Source organism: Micromonospora sp. NPDC048040 (genome assembly GCF_055587185.1).
In genome coordinates, this window is sequence record NZ_JBVJGT010000048.1 from 17,685 (window position 1) to 31,037 (window position 13,353).

Here is a 13,353-nt window from a genome sequence, read left to right on the forward strand (position 1 = left end):
GACGGCCGGTACGGGTGCGCCGGGCGGCGGGGGCGGGTGAGGTGTTACCGTGGAATCCCGTGGATCGCGTGATCACTTTGCTGATCGGCACGGCGGTCTGCACGACCGCGACAGACGACACGGGAGCAGGCCTTGGCCCCTTCAGCACGGACGACCAGGCACATTTTCGTCACCGGGGGCGTCGCCTCCTCGCTGGGTAAGGGCCTCACCGCCTCCAGCCTCGGCAATCTGCTCACCGCGCGCGGCCTGCGCGTGGTCATGCAGAAGCTCGACCCCTACCTCAACGTCGACCCGGGGACGATGAACCCGTTCCAGCACGGCGAGGTCTTCGTGACCGAGGACGGCGCCGAGACCGACCTCGACGTCGGGCACTACGAGCGCTTCCTGGACCGGGCGCTCTCCGGGAAGGCGAACGTCACCACCGGCCAGATCTACTCGGACGTGATCGCGAAGGAGCGGCGCGGCGAGTACCTGGGCGACACCGTCCAGGTCATCCCGCACATCACCAACGAGATCAAGTCGCGGATCCTGGCCATGGCCGACCCGGACGACGACGGCCAGGTGCCGGACGTCGTGATCACCGAGGTCGGCGGCACGGTCGGCGACATCGAGTCGCTGCCGTTCCTGGAGGCGATCCGGCAGGTCCGCCACGACCTGGGCCGGGACAACTGCTTCTACCTGCACGTCTCGCTGGTGCCGTACCTGGCGCCGTCGGGGGAGCTGAAGACCAAGCCGACCCAGCACTCGGTGGCCCAGCTGCGCAGCATCGGCATCCAGCCCGACGCGCTGGTGCTGCGCTGCGACCGGGAGATCCCCGACAAGGTCAAGCAGAAGCTGTCGCTCTACTGCGACGTCGACCGCGAGGCGGTCACCGCCGCCCCGGACGCGCCGAGCATCTACGACATCCCGAAGGTGCTGCACCGGGAGGGCCTCGACGCGTACGTGGTGCGCCGGCTCGGCCTCTCCTTCCGGGACGTGGACTGGGCCAGCTGGGACGACCTGCTGGACCGGGTGCACCAGCCCCGGCACACCGTCGCCGTCGCCGTGGTCGGCAAGTACGTCGACCTGCCCGACGCGTACCTGTCGGTGAGCGAGGCGATCCGGGCCGCCGGCTTCGGCCACCGGGCCCGGGTGCAGCTGCGCTGGGTGCCCAGCGACGAGTGCGTCACCCCGACCGGCGCCGCGGCCGCCCTGGCCGGCGTGGACGGCATCGTCATCCCGGGCGGCTTCGGGGTGCGCGGCATCGAGGGCAAGATCGGCACCGCCCGGTACGCCCGGGAGAACGGCATCCCACTGCTCGGCCTCTGCCTCGGCCTGCAGTGCATGACCATCGAGGTGGCCCGGCACCTGGCCGGCCTGGAGGGCGCCAACTCGCTGGAGTTCGACGAGGAGGCGAAGCACCCGGTCATCGCCACCATGGCCGACCAGGAGGACATCGTCGCCGGCAGGGGCGACCTGGGCGGCACGATGCGGCTCGGGGCGTACCCGGCGAAGCTGACCGAGGGCTCGCTGGTCGCCGAGGCGTACGGCAGCACCGAGATCAGCGAGCGGCACCGGCACCGGTACGAGGTGAACAACGCCTACAGGGACCAGCTCACCAAGGCGGGCCTGCGCTTCTCCGGCACCTCGCCGGACGGCCGGCTGGTCGAGTTCATCGAGCTGGACCGCGGCCTGCACCCGTTCTTCGTGGCCACCCAGGCGCACCCGGAGCTGAAGAGCCGCCCGACCCGGCCGCACCCGCTCTTCGCCTCCTTCGTCAAGGCGGCCGTGGCGTACTCCGAGGCCGACCAGCTCCCGGTGGACCTGGAGGCGGCGGAGAACGCGGCGGCGAAGAAGGCCGCCCGCAACGGCGGCGCCGCCGCGAAGGCGGCGTCGGCCTCGTGAACGAGCGGAGCGAGCGACCCGTCGGGCCCAGCAGCGCGGCGCCTCGCGCCGCCGTCACGCCGAGCGGGGCGGCGGCGTGAGCGCCGTCGAGCACCGCTACGAGGTGCGCTCCCGCACGGAGCGCTACCGCGGCCGGATCTTCGACGTGGTCAGCGAGGAGGTGACCATGCCGGGCGGCGGGACGGGAGTCCGGGACTTCGTCCGGCACGTCGGCGCGGTGGCCGTGGTGGCGCTCGACTCCGCCGGCCAGGTGGTGCTGATCCGCCAGTACCGCCACCCCGTCGGGCGGCACCTGTGGGAGCTGCCCGCCGGGCTGACCGACGTCTCCGGCGAGGACCTGGCCGCCGCCGCGGCCCGGGAGTTGGCCGAGGAGGTCGACCTCGTCGCGGGGCGGCTCGACGTCCTGGTCGACCTGCACAGCTCGCCGGGTTTCACCAACGAGCTGGTCCGGGTGTTCCTGGCCCGGGACCTGACCGACGTGCCGGCCGAGCGGCGCCACGAGCGCAGCGAGGAGGAGGCCGACCTCCAGGTCGTCCGGATCGACCTGGACGAGGCGGTCGGCATGGTCCTCGCGGGGGAGATCACCAACGCGTCCTGCGTGGCCGGGCTGCTCGCCGCGGCCCGGGGCCGCGACGCCGGTTGGTCGGCGCTGCGCCGGGCGGACACGCCGCCGCCGCGCTGAGCCGGCCGAGCCGGACGCGATACACGGCGGAAGGGGCCGTGCGGTTCGCCGCACGGCCCCTTCGTCGTTCCGGTCGGGTCAGTCGCGCAGCGGCCGGCCCTGCCCGTCGACGCCACCGTTGACCAGGATCAGGATGCCGTCGATCAGGCCCCAGATGCTGCCGAAGCCGCAGGTCACGATGCTCACCACGAGCTGGAGGACACCGGTCTTGGTGTCGCCCATGTAGAACCGGCCGGCACCGAAGCCGCCCAGGAAGATGCCGAGGAGACCGGCGACGAGCTTGCTCTTGTCGGAAACGCCCGTCGGGTACCCGGGCTGGTAAGGAGGTGTGGTCATGAGGCGACACCCTAGTGATCCACTCTCGTCGTGTCCGCAGCGGGACCCACTGGATGGGACGATAATGGACTAACACTGTCCTGACGGCTGAGGGGGCGTCCCACCGCCGGCCGGGTCGACGCCTGACACTTCGTCAGGGTGGGCGGGCACCGGATGTCACTGTGCTGGCTCATTTCGGGCGGCGGCGCGCCTAGACTGCCGCCGACGGGACCGGTGGATCGCGGCGGCAAAGGGGCCGTCGTGGCGCCGAGCAGTCGGGGGAGAGCAGCCCCGGAGAGAGGTGTCTGCATCGTGAAGGTCGGAATCCCCCGCGAGGTCAAGAACCACGAGTACCGCGTGGCGATCACGCCGGCGGGCATCAACGAGTTCGTCCGCAGCGGTCACCAGGTCTTCGTCGAGGCCGGCGCCGGGGTCGGGTCCAGCATCAGCGACGACGACTTCGCCGCCGCCGGAGCCAAGATCCTGGCCACCGCCGACGAGGTGTGGGACACCGCCGAGCTGGTGCTCAAGGTCAAGGAGCCGGTCGCCGAGGAGTACCACCGGATGCGCGAGGGGCAGGTGCTCTTCACCTACCTGCACCTGGCCGCGTCCAAGGAATGCACCGACGCGCTGCTCGACCGCAAGGTGACCGGCATCGCCTACGAGACGGTGGAGCTGCCGGACCGGTCGCTGCCCCTGCTCGCCCCGATGTCCGAGGTGGCGGGCCGGCTCGCACCGCAGGTCGGCGCGTACCACCTGCAGGCGCAGGGCGGCGGGCGGGGCATCCTGATGGGCGGCGTCTCCGGCGTCTACGCCGCGAAGACCGTGGTCATCGGCGCCGGCGTCTCCGGCATGAACGCCGCCGCGATCGCGCTCGGCCTGCAGGCCGAGGTGCTGCTGCTGGACAAGAACGTCGCGCGGCTGCGCCAGGCCGACGCCATCTACCGCGGCCACCTCCAGACGGTCGCCTCCAACGCGTACGAGATCGAGCGGGCCGTGCTCGACGCGGACCTGGTCATCGGCGCGGTGCTGGTGCCCGGTGCGAAGGCCCCGACCCTGATCTCCAACGAGTTGGTCTCCCGGATGAAGCCGGGCAGCGTGCTGGTCGACATCTCCATCGACCAGGGCGGCTGCTTCGAGGACTCGCGTCCCACCACGCACGCCGACCCGACCTACAAGGTCCACGAGTCGATCTTCTACTGCGTGGCGAACATGCCGGGCGCCGTGCCGCACACCAGCACCTACGCGCTGACCAACGTCACCCTGCCGTACGCCCTGGAGTTGGCCAACCACGGCTGGCGGGAGGCGCTGCGCCGCGACCCGGCGCTGGCGCTGGGCCTGAACACCCACGACGGCCAGGTCACCTACGGCCCGGTCGCCGAGGCGCACGGCATGCGGGCCCTGCCGCTGGCCGACGCACTGGCCTGAGGGGCGGCGGGCTGACCGGCACACCGGACGGGGCCGGCGCGGGCGCGGAGCCCGCGCCGGCCCTGCGCCGTGCCGTCCGCGGCTACCTGGACCACCTCACCGTCGAACGGGGACTGTCGGCGAACACGCTCTCGTCGTACCGCCGGGACCTGGAGCGCTACCTGGCCACCCTGGCGGCGGCCGGGGTGCCGGACCTGGCGGCGGTCGGCCCCGGCCAGGTCGAGGAGCACCTGTCCCGGCTGCGGGCCGGCGACGACGCGCACCCGCCGCTGGCGGTCTCGTCCGCGGCGCGGGCGGCCAGCGCGGTGCGCGGGCTGCACCGCTTCGCGCTGCGGGAGGGGCTGGCCGGCGCCGACCCCAGCCGCGACGTCCGCCCGCCCACCCCGCCGCGCCGGCTGCCCCGCGCGCTGCCGGTGGACGACGTGGTCCGGCTGCTGGAGACCGCCGGCGCCGTGACCGCCACCGGCGACGGGGCGCCGCTCGCGCTGCGCGACCGGGCGCTGCTGGAGTTCCTGTACGGCACCGGGGCGCGGATCTCCGAGGCGGTCGGCGCGGCCGTCGACGACCTCGACGTCGGCGAGGGCACCGTCGTCCTGCGCGGCAAGGGCGGCCGCACCCGGCTGGTCCCCATCGGCGGGTACGCGGTCGAGGCGCTGAGCGCCTGGCTGGTGCGCGCCCGGCCCGGGCTGGCCGCCGCCGGCCGGGGCACCCCGGCGGTGTTTCTCAACGCCCGTGGCGGCGCGCTGTCCCGGCAGGGGGCCTGGACCATCCTGCGCCGCGCCGCCCAGCGGGCCGGCCTGCCGGTGGACGGGCCGCAGGCGGTCTCCCCGCACACCCTGCGCCACTCCTACGCCACCCACCTGCTCGACGGCGGCGCGGACGTGCGGGTGGTGCAGGAACTGCTCGGCCACGCCTCGGTGACCACCACCCAGGTCTACACGCTGGTCACCGTGGAGCGGCTGCGCGAGGTGTACGCCACCGCCCATCCCCGGGCCCGCGGCTGACCCGTCGACCGTCCGGCCGGTGGGCGTCGGCCGGTCCGCCGGGGGTGGCCTGGTCGGCGGGGCGGCGACACGCCGAGCGGGTGCGACCGGCCCGCTGGCCGGTGGCGTACAGTCGGCATCGGCGCGGACCTCCTGGGGCGAGGCAGACGGGGTGCGCAGCGGCGCCGCGCAGGACGTCGGACGGCTCCGACGCCGGGTGGTCGTCGGGAGGGGGCAACGAGGACATGGCTGGCAACGGTGACCGTGCCGAGACCTGGACGTCGGAGCTCCGCGAGCAGCAGGCCACACTCGGGGCGGATCTCGGCCCGGCGGATCCGGCGGCCTACACGATGCGCAAGCCGATTCCCGAGCCGATGCCGACCGATCGGCACGGCCCGGCCCGGATCATCGCGATGGCCAACCAGAAAGGCGGCGTCGGCAAGACCACCACGACCATCAACCTGGGCGCCGCGCTGGCCGAGTACGGCCGCAAGGTGCTGCTGGTCGACTTCGACCCGCAGGGCGCCCTCTCGGTCGGGCTGGGGGTCAACCCGCACAACCTCGACCTGTCGGTCTACAACCTCCTCATGCAGGACGACGTCACCGCCGAGGACGTCCTGATCAAGACCGACGTGGCGGGGCTGCACCTGCTGCCGGCCAACATCGACCTCTCCGCGGCCGAGATCCAGCTGGTCAACGAGGTCGCCCGGGAGATGGCCCTGGCCCGGGTGCTCCGGTCGATCCGCAAGGAGTACGACTACATCCTGATCGACTGCCAGCCCTCGCTGGGCCTGCTGGCGATCAACGCGCTCACGGTCGCGCACGGCGTGCTCATCCCGCTGGAGTGCGAGTTCTTCAGCCTGCGCGGTGTCGCCCTGCTGCTGGACACCATCGACAAGGTGCGCGAGCGGCTCAACTTCGACCTGGAGCTCGAGGGCATCCTCGCCACCATGTACGACAGCCGCACCACCCACTGCCGGCAGGTGCTCCAGCGGGTGGTGGAGGCGTTCGGCGACAAGGTCTACCAGACGGTGATCACCAAGACCGTCAAGTTCCCCGAGTCCACCGTCGCCGGTGCCCCGATCACCACGCTCGACCCGGCCTCGTCCGGCGCCCGCAACTACCGCCAGCTCGCCCGCGAGGTGATCGCCGCCCAGGCGGAGCGGTAGGCCCAGGGTGCACCTTCGCGCCGAGGCGTCCGGGGCGTGGACTACGGTCTTCCGGTGACCGCGCCACCCCTCGATCCGCCCGCGACGCCGGAGCAGCCGCCCGTGCGGGCCGCCGAGCCCGCCGCCGAGGTGCCGACGGGTCCCGGGGGCGTGCCCGAGGCGGCGGAGAGCGCCGGCTTCACCGTCCGGCTGGCGAACTTCACCGGCCCGTTCGACCTGCTGCTCCAGCTGATCGGCAAGCACAAGCTCGACGTCACCGAGGTGGCGCTGCACCGGGTCACCGACGAGTTCATCGCGTACATCCGGGCCATGGGCGACCAGTGGGACCTGGACGAGGCCAGCGAGTTCCTGCTGATCGCCGCCACCCTGCTCGACCTCAAGGCCGCCCGGCTGCTGCCCGCCGCCGAGGTCGAGGACGAGGAGGACCTCGCCCTGCTGGAGGCGCGGGACCTGCTCTTCGCCCGACTGCTGCAGTACAAGGCGTACAAGGAGGCGGCGGCGCACATCGCCGCGCTGGAGGAGGTCGGCGGCCGGCGCTACCCCCGGGCGGTCACCCTGGAGCCCCGGTACGCCGAGGCCCTGCCGGACCTGGTGCTCGGCATCGGCCCGGAGCGGCTGCTGAAGCTGGCGATCAAAGCGATGACGCCGAAGCCGGTGCCGGAGGTGTCGATCGCCCACGTGCACATGGTCCGGGTCAGCGTCCGGGAACACGCGGCGATCATCACCGAGCGGCTGCGCCGGGCCGGCACCGCCACCTTCTCGCTGCTCTGCGCCGACTGCGACGCCACCCTGGAGGTGGTGGCCCGGTTCCTGGCGCTGCTGGAGCTCTACCGGGAGGGCCTGGTCGCCTTCGTCCAGGAGCAGGCCCTGGAGGAGCTGACCGTACGCTGGACCGGCCCCGCCGAGGGCGGCCCGGACCTGCACATCGACGAGTACGCCGGCACCCCCGCCGAACCGGCGGACCAGACACCGACCGCGGGCCCGCCGGGCGCCGCCGCGAGTGCGGCGGGGCCGGCCCACGAGGCCGGGGCGGGCGCGGCGGCGGGCGGGAACGGGACGGCGACGACGGAGGAGCAGACCGGATGAGCAGCGAGGAGCGCCGGAACTCCCTGGCGGACCAGGCCGCCGCCTGGATCCCACCCTGGCAGCGCCCCACCCCGCCGGCCGAGTCGCCTTCGGGTGACCCTGGCAGCGACCTGCCCCCGGAGGGGCCGGATCCCTCCGAGATCCTCGCCGCGCCGGCCGACGGCACGGGGGAGACCCTCGGGAACGCCGCGGGGGAGGGCGCCGAGCAGGGCGAGACGGCGGAACGAGGCGCGGAGCGGACTGCCACGGCACCACAGGGCGCGGAGCGGACTGCCACGGCACCACAGGGCGCGGAGCGGACTGACAGGGCGGCACAGGGCGCGGAGCGGACTGACAGGGCGGCACAGGGCGCGGAGCGGGCGGACAGGGCGGCACAGGACCCGGCGGCGGGCGTACCGACGAAGCAGCCGGCCGGGCGGCGGCGGGCGGCGCCGGCACCCGCGCCGGCGCCGGAACTCGACGACGCGGAGCTGCGCGGGGCGCTGGAGGCGATCCTGCTGGTGGTCGACGAGCCGGTCAGTGAGCTGACGCTCGCCCAGGTCCTGGAGCAGCCCGCCGAGCGGATCGGGCCGATGCTGGACGAGATCGCCGCGGGCTACACCGCCGCCGGGCACGGCTTCGAGCTGCGCCGGGCCGCGGGTGGCTGGCGTCTCTACACCCGACCGGAATACGCGACCTACGTCGAACGGTTCGTGCTGGACGGGCAGTCCGTGCGGCTGACCCAGGCCGCGCTGGAGACACTGGCCGTGGTCGCCTACAAGCAGCCGGTGACCCGGTCGCGGATCTCCGCCATCCGGGGTGTCAACTGCGACGGGGTGATCCGTACCCTGGTCTCCCGCGGGCTGGTGGAGGAGTGCGGCGCCGAACCGGACAGCGGGGCGTTCCTCTACCGGACCACCACGATGTTCCTGGAGAAGCTCGGGCTGAACAGCGTCGACGACCTCCCGCCGCTGGCCCCGTTCCTTCCCGACGACGTAGAAGAGCTTGCCGATGCCACGCGATGACCGCACCCCCCGCCCCGACGCGCCCGTCTTCGAGGGGGCCGAGCGCCTCCAGAAGGTGCTGGCCGCCGCCGGCGTGGGCTCCCGGCGCGCCTGCGAGGACCTGATCTTCCGCCGCCGGGTCACCGTCAACGGGCGGGTCGCCCAGCTCGGCGACAAGGTCGATCCGGCCACCGCCGTCATCCACGTCGACGGCGAGCGTCTCGTCGCCGACACCCGTCTGGTCTACCTGGCCATGAACAAGCCGCGCGGGGTCGTCTCCACCATGGCCGACGAGAAGGGGCGGACGGCGCTCGCCGACTTCCTCGGCAACCGGGTGGAGCAGCGGGTCTACCACGTCGGGCGGCTCGACGCCGACAGTGAGGGCCTGCTGCTGCTCACCAACGACGGCACCCTCGCGCACAGGCTCATGCACCCGTCGTACGGGGTGCAGAAGACCTACCTCTGCGAGGTGTCCGGGCCGATCCCGCGCAACCTCGGCAGGCGGCTGACGGCCGGCGTGGAGCTGGAGGACGGCCCGGCGAAGGTCGACGCCTTCCGGGTGGTGGACACCCTGGGCAAGACCGCCCAGGTGGAGCTGAGCCTGCACGAGGGGCGCAAGCACATCGTCCGGCGGCTGCTCGCCGAGGTGGGCCACCCGGTGAGCCGGCTGGTGCGTACCGCCATCGGGCCGATCCGGCTGGGCGACCTGCGCGCCGGGCGCACCCGGCGGCTGACCAACGCGGAGGTCGCCGCCCTGTTCAAGGCCGTGGGTGACTGACCGGCCGGCTCGCGGGTACGGCTGCCGGTAGGCTCCGTGGCGGCCCGGCGGCCGGCGGCGACCTCGCGCGCCGCCGGGCATGATTGAGGACGTGTGGAAACCGCTCGCGGGACGCGGTGGGCGTTTCGTGGGGTACGGGCTGAGGAGGACAACGGTGGAGGAAAACGTACGGGCCGGGCGCTGCGTGGTCGCTGTGGACGGGCCGTCCGGTTCGGGTAAGTCCACCGTCTCGCGGCGGCTCGCCGTCGGCCTCGGTGCTCGCTACCTCGACACCGGCGCCATGTACCGGGCCATCACCTGGGCCGTGCTGCGCTCCGGTGTCGACCTGACCGACACCGAGTCGGTGGCCAAGGTCGCCGGCGAGGTGGACCTGCGCATCGGCACCGACCCCACGGGGTACGGCGTGACCGCCGACGGCGTGACCGTCGACGCCGAGATCCGCGGCCCGGAGGTGACCGGGGCGGTCTCCGCCGTGGCCGCCGTGCCGGCGGTGCGCGCGCTGCTGGTCACCCGGCAGCGCGAGATGATCGCCCACGCCGGCCGGATCGTGGTCGAGGGCCGCGACATCGGGTCCGTGGTGGCGCCGGACGCCGACCTGAAGGTCTACCTCACCGCCTCCGAGGCGGCCCGGGCGGCCCGGCGCAGCGCCGAGGACGCCACCGACGTGGCGGCCACCGCCGCCGACCTGGCCCGGCGGGACCGGCTCGACTCGACCCGCAAGGCCGACCCGCTGACCCAGGCCGCCGACGCTGTGGTGCTCGACACGACCGAGTTGGGCATCGACGAGGTCGTCGCGCGCCTGCGTGACCTGCTGACCGAGCGGGGCGTGGCATGACCGACGCCGACGGTTGGGTGGAGCTGCGGGAACCGGACGTCGAGACCGAGGAAGTGACCGGCCCGCAGCCGGTCGTGGCCGTGGTCGGCCGTCCCAACGTGGGCAAGTCGACCCTGGTCAACCGGATCATCGGCCGCCGGCAGGCGGTCGTCGAGGACATCCCCGGGGTGACCCGGGACCGCGTCCCGTACGACGCGCAGTGGGCGGGCCGGCAGTTCACCGTGGTGGACACCGGCGGGTGGGAGCCCGACGCCAAGGACCGGGCGGCCGCGATCGCGGCGCAGGCCGAGACGGCGGTCGCCACGGCCGACGTGGTGCTGTTCGTGGTCGACGCGATGGTCGGCTCGACCGATGTGGACGAGGCGGCGGTACGCATGCTGCGCCGCAGCGCCAAGCCGGTGATCCTGGTCGCGAACAAGGCCGACAACACCTCCATCGAGATGGAGGCGACCTCGCTCTGGTCGCTCGGCCTCGGCGAGCCGTACGCGGTGTCGGCGCTGCACGGCCGCGGCTCGGGCGAGCTGCTCGACGCCATCATGGACGCGCTGCCGGAGGCCCCGAAGATCGTCGAGCACCGCCCGCGCGGCCCGCGCCGGGTGGCCCTCGTCGGCCGGCCGAACGTCGGCAAGTCCAGCCTGCTGAACCGCTTCTCGGGCGAGGAGCGGGCGGTCGTGGACTCGGTGGCGGGCACCACGGTGGACCCGGTGGACAGCCTCGTCGAGATCGGCGGGGAGACCTGGCAGCTGGTGGACACGGCGGGCCTGCGCAAGCGGGTGGGCAAGGCCAGCGGCACCGAGTACTACGCCAGCCTGCGGACCGCGTCGGCGATCGAGGCCGCCGAGGTCGCGGTGGTGCTGCTCGACTCCAGCGAGGTCATCAGCGAGCAGGACCAGCGGATCCTGTCCATGGTCACCGAGGCCGGCCGGGCGCTGGTGATCGCCTTCAACAAGTGGGACCTGGTCGACGCCGACCGCCGGTACTACCTGGACAAGGAGATCGAGCGCGAGCTGCGCCGGATCCCGTGGGCGATCCGGCTCAACCTGTCGGCGCGGACCGGCCGGGCGGTCGACAAGCTCGCCCCGGCGCTGCGCAAGGCCCTGGCGAGCTGGGAGACCCGGGTGCCGACGGCGCAGCTCAACTCGTGGCTGACCGCCCTGGTGCAGGCCACCCCGCACCCGGTGCGCGGCGGCCGGGCGCCGAAGATCCTCTTCGCCACCCAGGCCGGCGTGGCCCCGCCGCGCTTCGTGCTGTTCACCACCGGTCCGCTGGACGCGGGCTACCAGCGCTTCGTCGAGCGCAAGCTGCGCGAGGAGTTCGGCTTCGAGGGCAGCCCGATCGAGATCTCGGTACGCCCCCGCAAGAAGCTCGGCCCGGGCGGCCGCGGTAAGGCGCACGGCTGACCCCTGGCCGGACCTGATGCCGGATGGGAGCACCGCTCCCATCCGGCATTTTCCGCTCCCATTCTCTTACCTATCCTCCTAGGACGCTCTGCGGGTGGTGAGGTGGGCGACGCGGCTCGGGGGCAGGAGGGGCCAATGCGGACGACGGGATGATCGTGCGCTAAGCTGTACCGGCTGTCGCGGGGAGAACCGCGCGGGGGCATCGGGACGTGGCGCAGCTTGGTAGCGCACTTGACTGGGGGTCAAGGGGTCGTCGGTTCGAATCCGGCCGTCCCGACAGCGAGAGGGTTTCCGCAGGTCAGCGACTTGCGGGAGCCCTCAGTTTATTGTTCTGGCTCGACGTGGTGGCGTGTGAGGCGCTGCTGGAACCCTTAACTCGGGTGGTTTAGCGAGCCGATCTAGGTTGCCTCCGCTGTGAATTGCCTGGTAGGCGTACCGCATCGGCGTCGTTGTGGCCGCTGCTGAACCGCTTAACGGCGGACGATCTCGGAAATAAAGGACACGGTCCCTCTGCCCTGCTATCGGCCCTTTTGTTTACAGGGAGCTGGTCCGGCAGCCGCGCCCGGCTAGGAACGGCGATCCGGGCGCTGGGGCCGGGAGCGCGCCGCATGGCGGCGCGGTGAAATCGCCGATGCCACCGAAGGATCGTCTCCAGACGGCCCACCCGGAGCCGCCGCACCACGTTGCGCGGTACCTGGTGCAGCAGCGCGGGCAGCAACGCCGATCGCTCGGGTCGGACCGCGACGCTGCTCGCCGAGCTGGCGCGCCAGCCCCACGACCTGGTCTCGCAGGGCGAGAACCTTGATGTCCTTGGTCCGGTCGCTCGTGAGTCAGTAGGCGGGGGTGCCGCGAAGATGTTCGCCACCCCAAGATGCATCAATCGCAGCAGCACGACTGGCCGTCATCGCTCATCGACCGCCGGGGATCCACGGGTGAGGGCGGCCCGGTTGCCGAAATTGCGACGATCGTAGAGGTCATCCCCGCGCGAACGCCGATGGCGTCGCGGGGTTAGCCGATCGCCAAGTCCAGTGGCGCCGTGATCGTGAAGTTGTTGTCGATTGCTTCCGCCAGGTCGATTCCTCGCTGCCTTAAACCGGCCCGATCGGCCCACTCATGCAGGGCGGTAAGGAAGCCGACCAGGTCCCGCTGCGCACTCAGCAGCAGGTCAGGCAGTGCACTACGGGGCATGTCGACATGGAGCCCGGCCCAGCGGCCACAATGCCGGTTCGGACCGCCGTCCTGCCACACGCGTAGATCGTCGCCGACCACCTCGACCTCCGGGCCCGGGTCATGGCCCAGCCACGGCGAACCACCGGAGATAACCTGCGTCCAGTCCCGCCATTCCTCCAGGCCGGCGCAACAGCCTGGCGTAACCGCCGTTCCGGTGGTGGTGTTACATACCCGCAGGCCACCAGCGACGATGAGGAACTCCTGGGCCAGCAGCGCGTCCACGACCTCATCCCGGCCGCTCGGAGACGCAACATCGATCCGATCAGCGAGGACGGCCACGAACAGCCCGACCTGCTCATCGATGCACCCTTCCTCGAGCGCCAACCATGAGCCGGGCGCCATCGGGGCCACCGGCCATGGTGACGACGATCCGGCGTCGAACACTGGAACCCCGATAACCGCCTGCATTGAGATCACCATGTCATTCAACCCGGCACTCTCAGCGCCGCTCAGAACGCCCAGCGGTGCTGTCAGGCGGGCGCCCGCGAGATGTCGGTCACGGTTGCCGACACATGGCGATGCTTGCGCAGGCTCCGCCTGAACTCGTCCGCGTTGCGCGGCCATGGCACACCCATGCCTG

12 protein-coding genes and 1 tRNA gene are annotated in these 13,353 nt (G+C 72.6%); 11 read left to right on the forward strand and 2 right to left on the reverse strand.

Annotated features, from left to right (window positions below):
• Positions 1-132 precede the first annotated feature (132 nt).
• Together ACZ6O2_RS29005 and ACZ6O2_RS29010 are read left to right on the forward strand one after the other, a co-directional pair.
• A complete protein-coding gene (locus tag ACZ6O2_RS29005; protein WP_466025061.1) occupies positions 133-1,884 on the forward strand; it encodes a CTP synthase in 1,752 nt (583 codons plus the stop codon).
• Positions 1,885-1,960: 76 nt separating this feature from the next.
• Positions 1,961-2,566 (forward strand): NUDIX hydrolase, encoded by a 606-nt coding sequence (locus tag ACZ6O2_RS29010; RefSeq protein WP_350712383.1) that lies wholly within the window; start codon positions 1,961-1,963, stop codon positions 2,564-2,566.
• Positions 2,567-2,644: 78 nt separating this feature from the next.
• Here the strand turns inward: ACZ6O2_RS29010 and ACZ6O2_RS29015 are convergent, their stop codons facing one another.
• Positions 2,645-2,902, reverse strand: coding sequence for a TM2 domain-containing protein (locus ACZ6O2_RS29015; protein ID WP_357463500.1), 258 nt, complete (start codon positions 2,900-2,902; stop codon positions 2,645-2,647).
• A gap of 291 nt (positions 2,903-3,193) precedes the next feature.
• Between ACZ6O2_RS29015 and ald the strand changes: the two genes are divergently transcribed.
• From ald to ACZ6O2_RS29060, 9 genes are all read left to right on the forward strand, one after another.
• A complete protein-coding gene (gene ald, locus ACZ6O2_RS29020) occupies positions 3,194-4,309 on the forward strand; it encodes an alanine dehydrogenase (RefSeq protein WP_350712384.1) in 1,116 nt (371 codons plus the stop codon).
• A gap of 11 nt (positions 4,310-4,320) precedes the next feature.
• Positions 4,321-5,313 carry a site-specific tyrosine recombinase XerD gene (locus ACZ6O2_RS29025; RefSeq protein ID WP_466025081.1) on the forward strand — a complete coding sequence of 331 codons (993 nt, stop codon included), beginning with the start codon at positions 4,321-4,323 and terminating at the stop codon, positions 5,311-5,313.
• Between the two features lie 224 nt (positions 5,314-5,537).
• Positions 5,538-6,461, forward strand: a complete 924-nt coding sequence (locus ACZ6O2_RS29030; RefSeq protein WP_036375269.1) for a ParA family protein — start codon at positions 5,538-5,540, stop codon at positions 6,459-6,461.
• 54 nt (positions 6,462-6,515) lie between these two features.
• Entirely contained in the window at positions 6,516-7,547 is a 1,032-nt protein-coding gene (locus ACZ6O2_RS29035) for a segregation and condensation protein A (protein WP_466025062.1), read from the forward strand.
• Positions 7,544-8,551 carry an SMC-Scp complex subunit ScpB gene (gene scpB / locus ACZ6O2_RS29040; RefSeq protein WP_466025063.1) on the forward strand — a complete coding sequence of 336 codons (1,008 nt, stop codon included), beginning with the start codon at positions 7,544-7,546 and terminating at the stop codon, positions 8,549-8,551. The genes ACZ6O2_RS29035 and scpB overlap by 4 nt, the downstream gene beginning before the upstream one ends.
• Positions 8,538-9,308: a pseudouridine synthase gene (locus ACZ6O2_RS29045; RefSeq protein ID WP_466025064.1), complete on the forward strand. Its 771-nt coding sequence runs from the start codon at positions 8,538-8,540 to the stop codon at positions 9,306-9,308. The genes scpB and ACZ6O2_RS29045 overlap by 14 nt, the downstream gene beginning before the upstream one ends.
• A 154-nt stretch (positions 9,309-9,462) precedes the next feature.
• Positions 9,463-10,143 carry a (d)CMP kinase gene (gene cmk, locus ACZ6O2_RS29050; protein ID WP_350712388.1) on the forward strand — a complete coding sequence of 227 codons (681 nt, stop codon included), beginning with the start codon at positions 9,463-9,465 and terminating at the stop codon, positions 10,141-10,143.
• Positions 10,140-11,543 (forward strand): ribosome biogenesis GTPase Der, encoded by a 1,404-nt coding sequence (gene der / locus ACZ6O2_RS29055; protein WP_466025065.1) that lies wholly within the window; start codon positions 10,140-10,142, stop codon positions 11,541-11,543. Before cmk ends, der begins: the two co-directional genes overlap by 4 nt.
• Positions 11,544-11,746: 203 nt before the next feature.
• A tRNA-Pro gene (locus ACZ6O2_RS29060) sits at positions 11,747-11,820 on the forward strand.
• A gap of 731 nt (positions 11,821-12,551) precedes the next feature.
• Here the strand turns inward: ACZ6O2_RS29060 and ACZ6O2_RS29065 are convergent.
• Positions 12,552-13,193: a hypothetical protein gene (locus ACZ6O2_RS29065; RefSeq protein WP_466025082.1), complete on the reverse strand. Its 642-nt coding sequence runs from the start codon at positions 13,191-13,193 to the stop codon at positions 12,552-12,554.
• Positions 13,194-13,353 lie beyond the last annotated feature (160 nt).

Bases quoted from the DNA above. Each gene is read 5' to 3' on its own strand.
- ACZ6O2_RS29015 (WP_357463500.1), bottom strand. From the start codon at position 2,902: ATGACCACACCTCCTTACCAGCCCGGGTACCCGACGGGCGTTTCCGAC.
- ACZ6O2_RS29030 (WP_036375269.1), top strand. From the start codon at position 5,538: ATGGCTGGCAACGGTGACCGTGCCGAGACCTGGACGTCGGAGCTCCGC.
- scpB (WP_466025063.1), top strand. From the start codon at position 7,544: ATGAGCAGCGAGGAGCGCCGGAACTCCCTGGCGGACCAGGCCGCCGCC.
- ACZ6O2_RS29045 (WP_466025064.1), top strand. From the start codon at position 8,538: ATGCCACGCGATGACCGCACCCCCCGCCCCGACGCGCCCGTCTTCGAG.
- der (WP_466025065.1), top strand. From the start codon at position 10,140: ATGACCGACGCCGACGGTTGGGTGGAGCTGCGGGAACCGGACGTCGAG.
- ACZ6O2_RS29065 (WP_466025082.1), bottom strand. From the start codon at position 13,193: ATGGTGATCTCAATGCAGGCGGTTATCGGGGTTCCAGTGTTCGACGCC.